The sequence below is a fragment of the Sphingomonas sp. genome, from assembly GCF_013812825.1.
Lineage (GTDB): Bacteria > Pseudomonadota > Alphaproteobacteria > Sphingomonadales > Sphingomonadaceae > Sphingomicrobium.
In genome coordinates this window covers 1-18,515 of record NZ_JACCSU010000066.1, presented here as the reverse complement: position 1 = coordinate 18,515, position 18,515 = coordinate 1, and the positions used below count along the sequence as shown (strand labels likewise).

4 protein-coding genes are annotated in these 18,515 nt (G+C 64.6%); all 4 read right to left on the bottom strand.

Going from position 1 to position 18,515, the window contains the following annotated elements; all coding sequences use genetic code 11:
* Positions 1–58: 58 nt before the first annotated feature.
* The gene (locus tag H0T81_RS08755) at positions 59–10,693 is read right to left on the bottom strand and encodes a DUF5801 repeats-in-toxin domain-containing protein (protein WP_294011884.1); all 10,635 of its coding nucleotides are present in this window, start codon (positions 10,691–10,693) and stop codon (positions 59–61) included.
* A gap of 631 nt (positions 10,694–11,324) precedes the next feature.
* Positions 11,325–13,130 (bottom strand): autotransporter domain-containing protein, encoded by a 1,806-nt coding sequence (locus H0T81_RS08750; protein WP_294011882.1) that lies wholly within the window; start codon positions 13,128–13,130, stop codon positions 11,325–11,327.
* 153 nt (positions 13,131–13,283) lie between these two features.
* A complete protein-coding gene (locus H0T81_RS08745) occupies positions 13,284–15,332 on the bottom strand; it encodes a response regulator (protein WP_294011880.1) in 2,049 nt (682 codons plus the stop codon).
* Between the two features lie 3 nt (positions 15,333–15,335).
* The coding region (locus H0T81_RS08740; protein ID WP_294011879.1) for a response regulator at positions 15,336–18,515 on the bottom strand (3,180 nt) is incomplete at its 5' end.

The window sequence follows — 18,515 nt, the reverse complement described above, 5'->3', positions numbered from 1 at the left end:
CCCCCTTCTGGTCTTCAAACTTGGGTCCCCACCGTCCACCAGTCGAAACCCATCTAAATCAAGCCGCCTGAACTGCATCTTGATGGAGCATGGGCTCTATCGTGGATGCTGATGCGCCTGGGAAGCCGGCAAAACCGGCTGTGTGCCACGCTGACACGCCGACTGCGCTGTAAGTTGCCAGCGATTGCAGCGCCGCCGCTCCAGCGCCATCGCCATGATTGGCCACGGCATCGATGATCGTATCGATATTCGGGCCGCTGTCGCCCCCCGCGAGCGCGTCGATCAGCACCCGGCCGACCTCCGCGGTGCCCCGTCCCTGTCCCTCGACCGCGAGCTCTTCCGGCTTCGGAATAAGCATTTCCGCGGCCGGCATGCCGACCGCAGCGCTGGTCAGGGTCGACTGCGCCGGATCGGACTGCTGCAGCTCGGTGGCCCCGAGGAGCGGCGTCGGCGCTTGCTCCTGGTCGCCGCCGCCGTCGGTCAGCGAAAGCTTGTCGACAATTGCGCGCTGACCGGACGACGCACCGGCATGTTCATCGGTGCCCCCGACGTTCTCCTGAGTCTCGCCGTCGAGCGCGCGTCGAGCCGTGTCGGCGCTGTCATCCAGGACGCCCTGCGAGCCGCCGTCGGAGCCGAACGACATCGTGCTAGGCATCGTATCGTCGCCGCGGACGGAGAAGCCGTTGGCCGCAGCCGCCGAGCTCGTACCCAGGCCCGCCGCCGCGATCGCGCCCAACAGCACGCTGTTGTTGTTGGCGGCGCTCATCGTGCGCTGGTTGTCCGTGCTGTCCGACGACATCAGCGAGAGCGATGACGTGTCTCCGAGATACTCCTTGCTGACCATCAGCGTCGCGGCCGCGGCTGGCGTGGACGGTGTCGCCCCTGATTGCACCTGGATCGTGAAGTTGCCGACCCCCGTTGGATCGCCGTCGCCGTCCGTCAATGTCACGGTGGCGGGGATCGTCACGTTGATCGACGTCTGCTGAACGCCGACCGAGACGAGATCCACCTTACCTGGAGCGGCGTTCGGCGAATACATTTCGATGTCGGCAATGAACTTCCCGGCGGGCGCCGTGTATGTCCAGTCCGGGCCCGAGCCGAGGTTGGCATCGGGGATTTGGCCACTGGCAAAGGAGCCGTCCGTGAAGCGCACGACATAGTAGATGTCGTCAGCCGCCGCGTATCCGATGAAATCGAACGTAGCGAAACTGATGTCCGGCAGCTGGACGTCCGGATTGGGCGGGGCCGGATCGTCCGGACCGTAGTTCGGTGGTGCGAAAGACCCCGTCGGGCCGTCCGGATCATCGAACGGCTGGTTGCCGAAGTCCCAGTTGAAGAATTCGCCCGAATCGAAGTTGTTGTTGGCGACGCCCCAGCCCGCGGTCGAGCCGTTGACCCCTGCCGTGGTCAGGCCGGTGGCCGGTGCCCCACTCTGCCAAGCAGCCAGGCTGAATCCGACACCGGCATTAAAGCCAGACACGACGGTCAGTTCCTGGCCTGTTGCACTCGTCAGAACCTGATATCCAGTCGGGCCAGCGCCAAACGAGGAGGCACCACCGATCGGAGTGTTGCTCACCGTCGGATCGAGCGGCGTAATCAGATCGAACACATATTGGCCCGAAGTTCCCGCGCTCGGATCAACGGTGATCGTGAACACGGCAGTCGTGTCACCCGTGTCGTACCCTGCGGGACCGACATCCTGATAGGCCGTCAGGACATTCCCTGACTGGACCGTCACCAGGTTGAACCCGCCCGACGTGAGGCCGGTCACATTCGCGGTGATCGTCATCGTCGATCCGGGGCCATCCGCACCCGGCGTGAAGTGCAGCGTTCCAACCGCCGGATCCGTCGCCGGATTGTTGTCGGTCTGCTGGTTCTGCACCGTGCCGAGCGTTGGACCGTCATCCTGGAAGCTAACCAGATTGCCGATGCCGGTCGATGCCGTGCTGACGTCGCCGTCCCTGTCGGTGACTGTAGTCACCGCAAGCAGCGCGCCCGACGCGATGGTCACCGACTCATCGGGGCTTGCCGTGCTCGGATGCTTGATCGACAGATACTGGACCATCGACACCTGGCCGGTAGCCGCGTCGATCGCCAGCGCGAACGCAGCCGGACCGGATGCATTGCCGACCCGCCCGACGATCAGATCGCCTTCCTTGAACAGGAAGATGTCTAGGCCCTCGGTCGTGTCGAGGCCGGAGTCGACCCCCGCCGACGAGACATCGAGGCTGAACGCCGTCGTGCCAGCGCCATCGGCTCCATAGGCTGACCCGGACGCGCCGATCGCCCCGGCGCCCACCGCGTAACCGATCGGGCCGGTGCCCGCGACATGCGGATCCTCGCCGGGATTTGTGACGGTGGTGAACACCGTGAGCGGATCCGCAACGTCGTTGGCATCGGTCTGCACGCCCGGAGTCTCGTCATGGCTGATCGAGAAGCCGGTCGTGGCCACGGCCGCGGACGGTCCGTCGTCCTCGAACTGCAGGTTCTGGCCGATATTGGCCGTAGCGCTGGCGCTGTCGCCGTCGCTGTCGGTGATCGTCCTGGTCAGTGTGATCAGATTGTCGGCCGCGAGAGTAACCGCGCTAGCACCCGGCTCATCATGATCGCTCGGGTCGTTATGGACCACGGCCCGCTGTTGATCGAGCGTGACATTCCCCGATCCGTCGACGCTGAGCACGAACACCAGCAGGTTGCTGGTCGCGGTGCGCCCTTCGACCTGGCCGCTGCCGTTGACCGTCAGAACGACGGCTTCATTGGTGCCCGTGTCGACGATCCCGCTCGCTCCGGCGTTGACGCCGAGTGTGTAGACGGTCGCGTTGGCCGCCGCTGCGCCATCGGCGCCAAAGGATGTCGTGAACACGCTCGCGAAGCTCTTCGTATCATCGATCGTCAAATCGGTTTCGTCGACGGTCAGCGTCGGCTGGTTCGTGCTCGCGGCCGAGATTGTCGGCGTATCGTCGTCGATGTCGATGCTGATCGTGCCGGAGGCTGGATCGCCGTCGGCATCGGTCACCGTGTAATTGATGGTGAGCTGGACATTGTTCTCGCTGTTGTCGCCCGCCGTCCCATTCAAGGCAGCATGCATGATAGGCGCGTTCTGAACCACGCTGTAGGTGCCGTTTGCATTCACGGTGACGGTCAGCACCGTCGTTCCGCCCTGCTTGACGAGCACGACGCCCGCTCCCCCAGATTCGTAGGTGAAGCTAGTCGGCGCACCGGTCGTCTGCACCGAGAAAGTTAGCGTGCCATCGCCGCCCGAACCCGGCAGGGTGCCGGACGCGTTGACGGAATTCGGATCATCATCATCGGGGCCGCCTGCGTTGCCGCCGATCAGCGCGTCGTCGTCTAGCTGAACGTTGACGTTCCCCGCAGTCGGGAAACTGTCGGCGATCCCAATCGTGAGCGTAGCAGTCGCGGTATCGCCGTCGCGGTCAGTCAACGTATAGGTGAAGACATCGCTGACACCGCCGGCGGAGCCGTCCGTGCGAAGGTAGCTGTAATTGCCGTTGGCGTTGATCGTCAGCGTGCCATATTGGCCGTTGAGCACGAGGTTGCCCGAGCTGTCATAGGTCGTGTCGACATTGGCAGACACGTTCACGCTCTGGACCCTGGTTATCGTGCCGGGCGTATCCGCGCCGACCGAATCCGCATTCCCATCAGCGCCGTTGGCATCGCCGCCGACAAAGTCGACGCCGGTGATGACGTTGCCAGTCGCCGGCCCATTTCCGCCGACAATGCTGTCCACGTCGTTGGTGGCCACTGGACCATGGTCGGCGAACTGCAGGTTACTGCCGATGCTGATCGTCGCGCTGTCGTTTACCGTGTCCCCGTCATTGTCAGTGATCGACGACGACGCGGTCAGAGTCACCAGGCTATCGGTCATGCTGATGATGTGATCCGCGAACGGAGTCGCGGACGGCGTCGGATCACCGCCGATCGGGTGATCGATCTGACTGTACTGCGTCAGAGTGACCACACCGGTGGCGCTGACCGAGACGTCGAACACAGTGTTGCCGACATTGACTCCGCCCGAGGTGTTTGAAGTCGAGCCGACGACCTTGCCGCCAATCAGGTACAGGAAGATGTCTGCACCGCCCTGGTCAAGCCCGGAATTCACGCCTGGCGCAGATACGCCGAGCGTGTAGCTCAGAGCTGGAGTCGACGCGGCCCCGTCGGATCCGCCGTTGAAGGTCAGGCCGAAAACGCCGCCGAAGTTCGCGCTTGAGCTCGCCGTGTCGGTCGCGGTGCCGAGGGTGTCGGCATCCTGCGTCTGCAAGATGACGCCAGCGTCAGCGCCCCCGGTGACGTCAATGCTGGGCCCGTCGTCCTCAAAGCGGATGACGCTGCCGAGATCGGCGCTGGCCGTGTCGGTGTCGCCGTCGAAATCGGTCGCGGTCACGGTGACGTTGAGAACGCCGGCCGCCAAGGCCGAACTGTCCTCGTCGAGCGACGCCGTATTGCCGTGCTCGACGGCGAAGAACTGCGTGAGGGTTACCGCCCCCGTGCTCGCGTTGATGCTCGCCGTGAACGCGGTATTGCCCGTGTTGACGCCCGCCTCAGTGGCCGAAGTCGACCCGACCACCGTGCCGTCGATGTTGTAGAGGAAGATCGGCGCGTTGGTCGTCGACAGCAGCAGACCCGAATTCACACCTTGCGAGCTCAGCGTCAGAGCATAGCTGTAGGTGGTCGGCGCGTCGGCGCTGGTGTGCAGGTTGTTGACCGTGAACAGGGTCGCCGCAGGAACAGTGACCGTGCCTAGGTTCCCGCCGAGCGGATCGACTTCGCCGCCCGCGGCAACGACGCCGTCGGTCTCATCGATGCGAATCTGCGTGCCGGCGAGGGTGACACTGATGTCCGGTCCGTCATCGGCGAAGCGGATGTTGCCGCCCAGGTCGACCACTTCGCTGTCGGCGGCCGTGTCGCCATCATTGTCGGTAATCGTCGAGGTGGCAGTCAGCGTGATCTTGCCGTTGGCGAGCACGGTGAATTGATCGTCGAACGGCGCCGTGGTGGTGCCCTCGACTGCATGATCGACCTGCTGATGCTGCGTCAGGGTGACGACTCCGGTCGCGCTCACGCCCACCGTGAAGATGGTGTTGCCGGCGTTGACCCCAGCCAAGGTGCCGGAGGTCGAGCCGACGATCGTGCCGCCGACGTTGTAGAGGTTGATTGCGGCGCCCTGGCTGGTCAGCCCGGAAATGCTGTTTGTGACCGTCAGCGAATAAGCCGTGTTGACGCTCGCCGTGCCGTCGGCTCCGCCGGAAGACGCAACGCCGAACACTCCGCCGAAACCGGCGGTGGATACGTCGGCATCGCTGGCGCCGCCAATCGTCTGCGCATCCTGGGTGGTCAGGACGACATTGCCCTCGCCGGTCTGCGTGACGTTGATCGTCGGGCCATCATCGGCGAACCGGAGGTTCCCACCGATGTTGAGGGTCTCGCTGTCGGTCGCGCGATCGCCGTCGTTGTCGGTGATCGTCGAGCTCGCCGTCAGGGTCACCAGGCCGTCGGCCATGCTGACGAAGTGATCGGCGAACGGCGCCGCGGTTGCGGTCGGGTCGCCGCCGACCGGATGGTCGATCTGGCTGTACTGCGTCAGGGTGACGGCTCCCGAGGAGCTCACCGAGACGTCGAACACCGTGTTCGCCAGGGTGACTCCGTCGAGGGTGCTCGAGGTCGAGCCGACGACCTTGCCGCCGATCAGGTGCAGATAAATATTTGCTCCGCCCTGGTCGAGGCCGGAGTCCACGCCTGGCGTGGACACTCCGAGCGTATAGCCAAGGACGGGAGTCGCGGCCGCTCCGTCGGCCCCGGCCACGAAGGTCAGGCCGAACGCGCCGCTGAAGTTCGCGGTCGAGCTTGCCGTGTCGGACGCGTTGCCGATCGTGTCGGCGTCCTGGGTCTCCACAACGACGCTTGCATCGGAGCCGGCGGTGACGTCGATCGAGGGAACATCGTCGACGATGTTGATCGTGATCGTGCCGGTGCTGACGACGCCGTTGTCGTCGGTCGCGCGATAGGTGAAGCTCTCCGCGCCGGACCTGACATTGGTGCCGTCATTGGCGTCCGGCTGGCTGTCGAACGGCGTGTCCAGCGTATAGGTGTAGGTGCCGTCCGAATTGAGGGTGAGCGTGCCGTAGGTCCCGTCGCCGCTTCCGACGAGCTCGAAGGTGTAGGGCGGCGTGCCGCCGGTAACGTGATCGGCCAGACCCCCGGACTGCGTTTCATCGGTGCTGCCAGGATTACTGCCGACGTCGTTCAGCGCGGCCTCGTTGACGAGGACGGTTACGCTCGGAGTGTTGCTCGGGGGACCGAGGATGACGTCGATGTCGCAGACGACCGAATCGCCGTCGGCGTCGGTGAGCGCGATGTCGACCGACAGATTGACCGACGACTCGACCGTCGACGTGATGTCGATGAAGCCGAGCTTGAAGGTGTCGGTGCCGGCGGTGGCCTCGACCTGGACGGCATTGAACGCCGTGCTCGAGACGATTTCGAAATCATAGTCGTTCGGCAGGCCAGTGATCTGCCAACCGCCGCCGATGGCCGGCGTCACTGTGATTCCGAGCCCGGCATAGGCCGAAGGAGCGACAAGAGTGCCGGCCGCATTGTAGATATTGAGCGAAGTCACGGCGACGACGGTGTCGTTGGTGTCACCGAAGAAGACGTTGTCGCCGTCGGCTGGGGCGGAGGGGTCGCTTCCGGGGGCTTCGTTGACGACGATTGCGCGGACGATGAAGTCCGCACGCTGCGGTCCGCCGAGGCCGCTGACGTCCTGGCGATAGCTGTTCGCGGTGTAATATTCGCCGAAGTTCAGGACCTCGCTGCCGCCGGTGCCGCTGACAAAGACGTTCTGGACAAGATCGATGCGCAGGATCTCGCCGGCCTGGAAGCTCTGGCCCGTGCCGACGCCCATCTCGGTCGCGTTGGTGTTGACGGTGTTGCCAGGCTGGGTGGTGAGGATCAGGTCGTAAGGCGAATCCGGAACGTTGATGCCCCGTGCCTCGACGTTGCCGCCGCCGACGCTGGACAGGTTGGCGATGCTGATCTCCGTCACCGACGTGATCTCGCCGACCTGGTTGTAGGTGTAGGTGCCGTTGCTGTTGAGAGTCAGCGTGAAGATGAGCTCGCCTTCACCCGGATCGGCATCGGTGCGCGCTTCCAGGATCGAGGGATTGCCGGCGTTGATCGTGTAGTACAGCGGCTGCCCGTTCGAGCTGACCGGATTGCCGTCGCTGTCCGTGACCGGAGTGCCGTTCTCGACGACGAAGCTGACGGTGCCGGGTCCGTCCGCGCCCACAGACGGAAGATTGAGATCGCCGGTGAAGGTCGATCCCGGGTTGTTCACCGCGATGGTGTCGTCCGGGCATTCCGCGAACTCTTCCGGCGAGTCGTCGTCGACGGTGATGACCAGGCCGCCGGCGGGAGCCGTGACGGAATCGCCGTCGGCGTCGGTCGCGCGGATGATCGAGCCAAGCGCGATCTCGATGTCGGTGCCCTCGGGATTCTCGGTGTTGTCGCCGGTCATCCCGTCCAGGCTCGGATGGTCGAGCTGGTCGCGAAGCGTGAAGGTGTAGTCGCCGGTCGTCGCGTTCACGGTGAACGTGAACACCACGTTGCCGCCAGCCGACGCGGTCAGCGTGTTGCCGCTCACCGAGTAGGTGACGGCAACGCCATTGGAGGTCAGAGTCGGCAGTCCGGAGGTGTTGGTGAGCAGGCTGTAGGTCACCGGCTGGTCGGCTCCGGGGCTGAACAGAGCTGCCACGTTGCCCGATGCAACGACATTCGCGCCGGGAGCGTCGTTGACGCCACCTGGGTTGCCGTCGCCAAGGCCGTCCTCGTCGACGACGCCCGTAAGCCGCGCCTCAGCAACGACCTGGGGCGTGTCGTCGTCGACGTCGATGACCAGCGTTCCGGCCGCTGTGTCGCCGTCGACGTCCCTGACGGTGTAGTTGATGGTGAACGCAACATTGTTTTCGGTGTCGTCGCCGGGCTGCCCGTTGAGCGTCGGATGCAGGATCGCGGCGTTTTGAGTGACGGTGTACGCGCCAGTCGCTGCGTCGACCGTGATTGTCAGCACGGTGACGGTCGAGCCGTGCTGGACCTGCTGGACCAGGATCGAGCCGTTCGGCCCATCGACGTAGGTGAAGCCCGGAGGCGCACCCGTGGTCAGCAGGTCGAACGCCAGCGGGCCATCGCCGCCGCTGCCGCTGAGCGTGCCGGTGAGATTTGCGGCATCGACATCATCCTCGGGGCCGCCCGGGTTGCCGCCTTCACCTGGGACCGCGTCGTCGTCGGTTCGAACGACCGCGTTTTGGCCGATCACCACCGTCCGGTCTTCGATGGTGATGGTCAGGGTCGAGGTCGACGGATCGCCGTCGCCGTCCGTGATCGTATAGCTAAACGTCTCGGTCACACCGCCCGGCGTGCCCTCGTTGCGCGTGTAGCTGTAGTCGCCGTTCGCGAAGATGGTCAGCGTGCCGTACTGGCCGGCGACGCTGACGAACCCACCGGCGGGCACGGCCTGCGCCGGCGTCGCGTTGGCGGTGTTGTCGACCGACGTCACGACCGCGTTGTCGGCGCCAACCGTATCCGCGCCGTTGTCGGCGTCTCCGGCGTCGCCGGGAGCGGCGTCGGTAATGACGTTGCCGGTCGCCGGCCCGTATTGGCCGGCCGCGATGGTGTCGGTATCCGGCCGAGCCGTCGGAACGTCGTCGATGATGTCGATGACCAGGTTGCCCGAGGCGACGTCGCCATCGGCGTCCGTGACCGAGACGGCGAAGCTGTCTTCCGTGTTGTCGCCGCTGGTGTTGTCAGTGAGCGTGTAGCTGTAGGTGATGGTCCCGGTGGCGGCATTGTAGCCGGTGATGGTGAGGACGCCGTGATCGCCGAGGAAGGTCTGCCCGACCGTGCCGGTGACGATGATTCCATCGATCCTGACGACCGCCGGTGCATCGCCCGGGGTGAACCGGATCGTGCCGCTGGTCGTCTCGCTGTCATCGCTGCCGTTGTGGGGAAGGCCATCGGCCGCCTCGCCCGAGCCCGCAGGCTCGCCGCCGCGCGGCGGAAGACCTGCCTCGTCAACGACCGTGCCCGCCTGGCCCGCCGCCGGAAGATCGAGAGTCGGGCGCAGATCGGCCGGGACCGTTATCGTCAGGGTCGCGTTGCTCTGGTCGCCGTCGCCGTCCCGCAGGGTATAGGTGAAGACGTCGCTGCCGCCCGGCGAATCCGGATTGGCGACATAGGTGTAGCCGCCGGCCGCATTGATCGTCAGCGTTCCAAGCGAGCCCGTGACGACGAGATTGCCCGCCTCGTCGAAGCTCGAATCCGAGCCGCCGGCACCGCTGACCGCCGACACCCGCGCATCGTCGGCCCCGACCGTATCGATGCCCGCCGGTGAGTTGGTCGTCCCAATGCCGGTCATCACGTTGCCGGTCGTCGTCGACTGGCCCTGCAGCACCGCGTCGGTGTCGTTGCGAGCCATCGGAACGTCGTCGATGATGTTGACCGTCAGTGTGGCGGATGCCTGGTCGCCGTCGCGGTCGGTGACCACCATGGAGAAATTGTCGGTCGTGGCGTCGCCGCTGGTATTGTCGAGCAACAAATAGTTGAAGCCGATCTCACCGGGGGCGACACTCGTGATCGTCATGGTGCCGTGGGCGCCGTTGATCACTGCGCCGACCACCACTTCCACGCCATTGATCGTGAGGCTGCGGACACCATCACGCGCTTCGAACACGATCACGCCTGATGTGAATTCGCTGGTCGCAGCGCTGTTCGAGCCGGGAGGTTCGGTTCCGCGGACGGGAAGCCCGGCTTCGTGAACGGTCGCGATCGCATTGATCGCGCCGGCCGGGTTATCGGGCGTTTCAATGATGATCGTCGGCTCTTCATCGTTGAACTGGCCGATGTCTTCAAAGATTGGCGGGGTGTAGCCGAGCTGGGTCGGTGGGATCAGGTCGCCGAGCGGAACGCCCGGGTCGAGCGGTGGTACGATGATCGCGAAATTGCCGCCGCTGCTCAGCGGCGTTCCGGCCGCGGGCTGCGGCTCCGCATCGATCAGCAGTGCCGCGAGATTGCTCGCCGGGACTTCCACTCCGCCGAGCACCAGCTGGGGTACGAACACAGCGCCGTCGATGATCACCATCTGAGTGCCGTCGGGCAGGTTGATGACGAGGTTGCGGCCGACGACGAGAATGTCGGACAGCTGCACGCCTTCGGGGAGAGTGACGACTCCGTCGGGTCCGGGGACGATCTGCTGCGCGTTGGCCTCGATCTTCTCGATCTCGCGGCCGATATCGATCCTCAGGGTCGCGGTGTCGCGCGTTCCATCCGCGTCAGCGAGAGTGTAGCGAAACACGTCGCTGCCGCCCTCGGGCTTGGCGGCGTGCGGGGTGTAGCTATAGCCGCCACGGCTATCCATGGTGATTTCGCCGAAGCGCCCTTGGACGTGAAGGCTGCCGCCTTCGCCTGTGTCGCTGCCGCCGGCGCCCTCGAGGCCGACGATCTTTCCGGGCCCGTTGTTGACAACGTCGGCCCCGACGGCGCCGGTGATGGTTCCTTCGCCGGTGATGGTGTTTCCGGTGGCTGGACCGCGGCTTCCAGCCGCCAGTGCATCGGCATCGTCACGAGCATCGGGAGCGCCCGCGCCCTGGCTGCTGAAGGAGCCCGAAGCATCTTCGTATCGCATAACCCACCCCTGTTTGTCCGCCGCTGCGGCCCGCGCTTAAGCTGTGGCTGAGCCCCCCCACTCGACCGAAAGGCGATAACGCGCACGGTTAACGGTCGAGAATCGGCACCCCGCTAGTTCAACACAAGACACCGACTTAAGCATTTGGCAAGCTTGCGAGACAAAACGCTGCGCACTCCAGGGAGCATTTGGAATTCAGCGCGAGGCTATATATTGGTTAACGTCTTCAGTAGTTGCCTGCACGCGCAAATAAGCCTCACCAAGTCGAGCAAGGGGGCTATAGTTTGTTTGGAGATTTTCTTGGCGCTGCCCCAGTATTTAGCCCCTTGCTGTATTCTTATTTGCTGGATTGGCCCTACGTGTGAATTTACCGATTGGGTTACCGTGGAGTTAACAGCGGTTTAATAGCGGCCTTCTTGGGCGGACACTCGCCCGCCGTCAAAGTGTTGGGCACCCACGAAAAACCGAAAAGATTCGTCCCGGAATGGGACCTCTCGCGTTTCATGCCGCTCGGTAAGGGCGATTCGGTCTTCGAGTCGCCCGGGACGGCCCGGAAAGCGAATTGGCAATCGGCGGCGAAAAAACCGGCGACCGAAGACCCCGGGTGTGCGCCTGGCGCCGTTAGTGGCGGCTAGAACCCGATGCCCAGGCCGATGTGTGCCGAAACCTCGTCGCCATCGTCGCGACCGAGCGTTCCGGAAACGACCGCGTCGAGCGTGATACCGCTCAGGATCACCGCGCTGCCCCCGCCCGAGAGCCGGGCATAGGCCTTTTTCGACCGGTCCTCGAGCTCCCAACGGTTGACGATGACCGGAGCGGACGTCTGGGAAAAGTGCATCGTGCGGCCGTCGCCGATGAAGTCTTTCTCGAGTGCCGCCGCGGCGAACGGGCGCAGCTCGACCCCGGTTACGCCAACGTCGCCGCGAAGTTCGAGGCCGAGGCTTCCGGTCAGTGACTTCGCGGATATCGAGTCGACGTTGAGCGTGAGCGCCGCGTCGCCGTCTTCGGTGTAGCCGTCGACCTTGGCCTTGGCGTAGTCGAGGGCAACCACGGGGCCGACGCGCAACCCGCCCATCGGCATCAAATAGCCCGCCTTGGCGCCCGCCAGCCAGTGGCTGCCGTCGGTTTCCGCTTCGAGATTGTCGATCACGCCCCCGCGCTCGATGTCGTGATCGTCCTTGCCGTAGCCGACATAGCCCTGAGCGACGATTCCGGCGATCGAAGTGCCGGCGAAGGCGCCCACCTGCCAGCTGGTGCTTTTGGTGTCGGAGATGTCGGCCAGGAACTTGGCTTTGGGGCGCGAGTAATTGGCGGCGATCCCGGCCACTCCGCCGGCGAAGCCGAAGGATACGCCAGCGGTCACTCCCACGCCGTCGATGTCGAACGGGTCGGTCGCGTCGTCGGCGTCGACGTCCCGGCTGAATGTATCCCCGACGACGAACAACTGCATGCCTGGAGCGACGTCGCCGCCGGCCATTCCCGCGAGGTTGGCGCGGCCGGTCAGATTCCGCCCGAACTGGCGAGCGGTGTCGAGCGCGAGATCGCTCGTCGCCTGGAGGGTCAGCGGCGCCTGCAGCTGCGTCGCCACATAGCGAGCGATGATCGCCGAGCCCTGGGAGGTGGGGTGAAGAAGGTCGCCGTAGAACAGGAAGCCCTCACCGCCGGTCAGGCGACAAGTCAGATTGCCGGTGGCGAAAGCGGGACAGGCGATTCCGGTGAGGCCAAAGGCCGCGAGGTCCGCCTGGACCCGATTGAGCACCAGCGTCAGGTCGAGATAATGGACCATGACGCCGTTCGCCGCATAGCCGGCGAGCACGTTCTGGACGCCTTGATTGAACGCGGTTGAATAAGCCGTGCGAAGCGCCGCGGCGGTTGGATCGCCCGCGACTTCGGGGAGCCGTCCGGTATCACCGGCGAGGAAGCTGATCGTCGGCGCTCCAGCTCCAACCAGGACATTCAGGCCGGCCTCCGTCGCGGCGATCGCGGGCGCCGCCGCCGCAGGGGCTCCGCCGACCGTGGCGCCGGATGTTGATCCGTAGGCACGAGCGTCGTTCCCGCCGATCGAGACGGTGATGAGGTCGTCCTCGTCGAATGTCGGCGTGAGGGTCGGGAATACGCCACCACCGCCGCCGGCGAACGCCCCCACCTCGAACAGGAAGTGCGGGTTTGCGCGTGCGCCGCCGACCGCGAAGTTGAACACCGGAGCATCGAGCAGCTGCGACAGCGTGTCGATATAGTTGGTGCCGCCGGTGAATCGGCCGGTGGGATAGAGCGGAACCAGCTGCGGGGGGACGAGGCCGAGCTCGAACGCGTTGCCCTCATCGGCAAAGCTGTCGCCGAACGCAATGATTCGATCCACCCGCTGGGCGGCCGCCGGAACCGACAATGCCGTCATCCCCAGGAACAGGCACAAACAGGTGCGAACGCGATTCATCATCGGAAAAACCCCCTTCCGAATGCCGTTAACGGCCACTCAACGCGCCTTTTTTAGTCGGGCAAATGGGCGACGCAAGGCGCTGAGCCGAAATGAACAGACAATAGAAGCGGTTACTGCTGAAGTGCTCGAGCTCTCGAGCCGCAATGGGTTGAATTAGAAGGCCTTGAGAATGGCGTCGGACAGCTTGGCCGGAGTGAATGGCTTCGACAAGACCATCACATCGTCCGGGCGGCCTTCGACCGCTTCGCCCTCAGCATAGCCGGTAATGATAATGCACGGCAGCTTACGCTGTACCTTGCGAAGCTCGCGAAGCAGGTCGGTGCCAGACAACTCGGGCATCGCATAGTCGCTGATCAGCAAATCGCAGGAGCCGATCTTCTTGAGCGCCTCGATCGCCTCTGCTCCGTTGGCGGCTTCGGTGACGCTGTGGCCGAGCTCCTGGAGCAGCGCCGCCGTGGTTCCACGCACCTCTTCATGGTCGTCGACCAGCAAGATCCGGCGGGAGGAGGTCGGGGCCGGGGCGGCCTCGACGGCTTCCCAGCCGTCCGCCGCCTCAGTCGCCGTGGCGGTGGCGCGCGGCAGCCAAATCTCAGCCCGGGTGCCCTTGCCGAGCTCGCTCTGCAGCCGGAAAGCGCCGTCCGATTGCTTGGCGAAGCCGTAGACCATGCTCAACCCGAGCCCGGTGCCCTTGCCGACGTCTTTGGTCGTGAAGAACGGCTCCATGACCTTTTCCATATGGTCGGGGGCGATGCCGCAGCCCTTGTCGACGACCGCGAGCACAAGATAGTCCCCGGGCTCCAGTTCGTCCGGGTCATCAGCGCCGATCGAGCGGTTCTCGACGGAAATGACAATGTTCCCCCCCCTCTTCAACGAGTCCCGGGCGTTGATGATCAGGTTGATCAACGCGAGCTCGAGCTGGGACTGGTCGGCGAACGCGCACCACGGCTCCTCGTCGAATTTCCACTCCAGCGTGACCATCCCGCCGAGCATCGGGGCGAGGAGCTCGGTGACGGCCTTGGCAAGCGACTGGACCTCGATGCAGGCGGGCTTGAGCTGCTGGCGGCGCGCGAAGGCCAGCAGCCGTCCGATCAACTCGGAACCCTGATCGGCGGCGCGCTTGGTCATCGCCAGAATCCGGCGCTCCTCTTCGCCCAGGTCGGCGCGGCGCTCGATCAACCCGAGGCCGCCGAGCACCGCCGCCAGAAGATTGTTGAAATCGTGCGCGATGCCGCCGGTGAGCTTGCCGATCGCGTCCATCTTCTGCGCCTGGATCAGCTGGGTCTGGAGCGCCCGCCGTTCGGTGATGTCGGTCAGCGTGCCGGCAAACTCGAGCGGCCGGTCCTTCGAATCCTTGAGCAGCACGGCCTGATCGTGGAAGTGGCGGTAGGAGCCGTCCGCGCATTGCCACCGGTACTCGACCGAGAAGCGCCCAGTCTTGCGTCGAGCGGCGAACGCCGCCAACGCCTGCTCGCGATCCTCCTCGTGAAGCCTTTCCTGCCACAGTGACGGATTCTCGCGCACTTGATCGAAGGTGAAACCGGTGATGGCGGCGAGATCGCCGCTGACAAAATGGGGACAGCGCGGATCGCAGTCGAGGGGTTCCAGGTAGAGGATGATCGGCAGCGACTGGATGATAGCCGCCTGGCGCTGCTCGGCCCGGCGCAGCTCCTTTTCGGCGCGCAACCGTTCGGCATTGGCGCGCAGGTTCTCGTCGAGCAGCCGTTGCTCCTGCTCCGCCTTGCGCTGGACCTCCTGAGTCATCTCATACAGGTCGACGAACACGGCGACTTTCGACCGCAGCACAACCGGTTCCACTGGCTTGAACACATAGTCGACCGCGCCAAGCGCATAGCCGCGCATCAAATGTTCCTTCTCCTTGTTGACGGCTGACAGGAACACGATCGGGATGCGTTTGGTCTGCTCGCGCTGGCGGATGATCTGGGCGGTTTCGTAGCCGTCCATTCCAGGCATGAAGACGTCGAGCAGGATGACCGCGAACTCGCCCTTCAGGAGATGGCGAAGGGCTTCCTCGCCGGACGATGCCGTCTCGACCTCGGCAAGGTCTTCGATCACGGTCCGGATGGCGAGCACGTTGCGCTCGTCGTCATCGACCACCAGCACGCGCGCCCGGGTCGCGGGCGCGCTAGCCTCACCGTTGAGGGTCTCGACCTGCACGGGCTCAAACGGCTGGGCTGCCGTCATCGCTTACTCGGCGGCCGTCTGAGTGAGCGGCATGGCATCGATCGCCCGGTTGCGCGCCTTGGTCACCCACACTCGCAGCAGCGCCAGCAGCAGGTCGATATCGACCGGCTTGGCAATATAGTCCGAAGCGCCGGCCGCGAGGCATTTCTGGCGGTCGCCCTTCATCGCCTTGGCGGTGACGGCGATGAGCGGGATGTCGGCGGTCGCCGGGTTGGAACGAATGTGCTGCATGGTCTCATAGCCGTCCATTTCGGGCATCATGATGTCGATCAGCGCGAGGTCGACCCCCGGCGTTTCCTCGAGGATGATGATTCCATCGCGGCCGCGCTCGGCGTGCAGAACTTCCACCGAATAACTCTCGAGGACGCTGGTCAGCGAGTAGATATTGCGGATGTCGTCGTCGACGATCAGCATCTTGGTGCCGGCGAGCTCGGGCAGGCTGCGCGGCGGAGGCGGCGCATCGTCACCAACCTTCGGGCGGCGGCGGCGCTTGTTGGTCTTGGCCGCCTCGCGAATCGACCGGAACAGCGTTGCGAGGGCGTCGTGGTCGACCGGCTTCTCGGTTATTCCCTGCGCGCCCATCGAGGTCACGTCCGACGCCTCGTCGGCGCCGCTGATCACATGCACCGGGATCTCCCGGGTGGCGACATCGTGCTGAAGCAGATCGAGCAGCACGAAGCCGTTTATGTCATCGAGGCCAAGGTCGAGGGTGATCGCGTCGGGCTGAAGCTTGCGGGCCAAGGCCACGGTCCCCGACCCGGTCGTCGAGACAACCCCCTTGAGCCCCGCCTCGCGGGCTAGATCGAGCAGGATGGAGGCGAAGGTCACGTCGTCCTCGACGATCAGCACAAACGGGCTCTTGCCGAGATTGTCGCGATCGTCGGTGACCTCGAGCGCGGCGGGAAGCCAGTTGACGGTATTCGTGGCCGGGCCTTCGCGTCCCGTCGCCGGGAATTCCGCCGGGGCCGCGACCGCCGCGGCTTCGAGCGGGATGAACAAGGTGAAGGTGGATCCCTCGCCCGGCTTCGAGCTCACCTGAATCTCCCCACCGAGGAGCCGTGCGATTTCTCGACTGATGGAAAGCCCGAGGCCGGTCCCTCCGTATTTGCGGCTGGTGGTACCGTCCGCCTGTTGGAAGGCCTCGAAAATCAGCTTCTGCTTTTCGGGCGGGATGCCGATGCCGGTGTCGCTGACGGAAATCTCGATCGCCCGGTCGACATTGCGCAGCACCGGGTGGCTGGGGCTCCACCCGCTGTCCACTCCGCGAACCGAAAGCGTGACGCGACCCTCCGTCGTGAACTTGAACGCGTTGGACAGGAGGTTGAGGACGACCTGCTGGAGGCGCTTCTCGTCGGTGCGGATCTCGGCCGGCAGCTTCGGATCGAAGCGCACGTCGAATTCGATTCCCTTGTCGGCGGCGAGCTGGCGAAATGTTCGCTCCATGTGCAGCTTCATCCCCGACAGCGACATGTCGCCAAGGTCGATCGAAACGGTGCCGGACTCGATCTTCGACAGATCCAGGATGTCGTTGATGAGGTTCAACAGGTCCGAGCCGGCCGAGTGGATCGTGCGCGCGAATTCGGTCTGCTTCTCGTTGAGATTGCCCTGCGGATTGTCAGCCAGGAGCTTGGAGAGGATGAGCAGCGAATTGAGCGGCGTGCGCAGTTCGTGGCTCATGTTGGCAAGGAACTCGGACTTGTACTTCGAGGTCAGCGCGAGCTGCTCGGCTTTCTCCTCGACGGCCCGGCGGGCCATCTCGATCTCGAGGTTCTTGGCCTCGACCTGCTTCTTCTCGTTCTCGAGCAGCTGCGCCTTTTCCTGGAGCTCCTCGTTGGTCGCGTGCAGCTCCTCCTGCTTGGTGGTGAGCTCGGTCTGCCGCGCCTGCAGCTCCTGGGTGAGCAATTGCGACTGCTTCAACAGCCCCTCGGTGCGCATCGTCGCAGCGATCGTGTTGAGGACGATCCCCACCGATTCCATCAGCTGGTCGAGGAAGCTCTGGTGGGTCTCATTGAACTCGCTGAACGAAGCGAGTTCGATCACCGCCTTGACCTCGTCCTCGAACAGAGCGGGCAGGATGTTGACGTTGGCCGGCGTTGCCTTGCCGAGCCCGGAGCGGACCTGGAGGAAGTCCGGCGGCACATCCTTCAGGAGCACCGGCCGCTTGTCGGCCGCGGCCTGGCCGATCAGCCCTTCGCGCAAGCCGAACTCCCGCTTCAGCTCGTCGCCGCTCTCGGCCCCGTAGCTTGCGACGAGCTCGAGCTTGGTTTCCTCCTCATCGCGATTGGAGACGTAGAACACGCCATATTGCGCGTTCACCAGCGGCGCGAGCTCCGACATGATCAGGTTCGACACGGTGGCCAGGTCGCGCTCGCCCTGGAGCATTCGGCTGAAGCGGGCGAGATTGGTCTTGAGCCAGTCCTGCTCGGCGTTCTTGAGCGTCTGATCCTTGAGATTGCGGATCATCTCGTTGATGTTGTCCTTGAGCGCCGCCATCTCGCCCGAGGCTTCGACGGCGATCGAGCGGGTGAGGTCGCCCTTGGTCACCGCCGTTGCAACTTCGGCAATCGAGCGCACCTGGTTGGTCAGGTTCGCGGCGAGCTGGTTGACGTTGTCGGTGAGGTCGCGCCACAGGCCGGCGGCGCCCGGCACCCGAGCCTGGCCGCCGAGGCGACCTTCGATGCCCACCTCGCGGGCCATGTTCGTGACCTGGTCGCCGAACGTCGACAGCGTCTCGATCATGAAGTTGATCGTTTCGGCCAGCGCGGCGATCTCGCCCTTGGCGTCGACGGTCAGCTTGCGCTTCAAATTGCCCTGGGCGACCGCGGTCACGACCTCGGCGATTCCGCGCACTTGGTTGGTCAGGTTGGTCGCCATCAGATTGACGTTGTCGGTCAGGTCTTTCCATGTACCGCCGACCCCAGGCACCTTCGCCTGTCCGCCAAGCTTCCCTTCGGTGCCCACTTCGCGGGCGACTCGGGTCACTTCCGAGGCGAAGCCGTTCAGCTGGTCGACCATGGTGTTGATGGTGTTCTTGAGCGCAAGGATCTCGCCCTTGACGTCGACCGTGATCTTTTTCGACAGGTCGCCGCGCGCGACCGCAGTCGTCACGTCGGCGATGTTGCGCACCTGGCCGGTCAGATTGTCGGCCATCAAGTTCACGTTTTCGGTCAAATCCTTCCACGT

Bases quoted from the DNA above. Each gene is read 5' to 3' on its own strand.
- H0T81_RS08755 (WP_294011884.1), bottom strand. From the start codon at position 10,693: ATGCGATACGAAGATGCTTCGGGCTCCTTCAGCAGCCAGGGCGCGGGC.
- H0T81_RS08750 (WP_294011882.1), bottom strand. From the start codon at position 13,130: ATGATGAATCGCGTTCGCACCTGTTTGTGCCTGTTCCTGGGGATGACG.
- H0T81_RS08745 (WP_294011880.1), bottom strand. From the start codon at position 15,332: ATGACGGCAGCCCAGCCGTTTGAGCCCGTGCAGGTCGAGACCCTCAAC.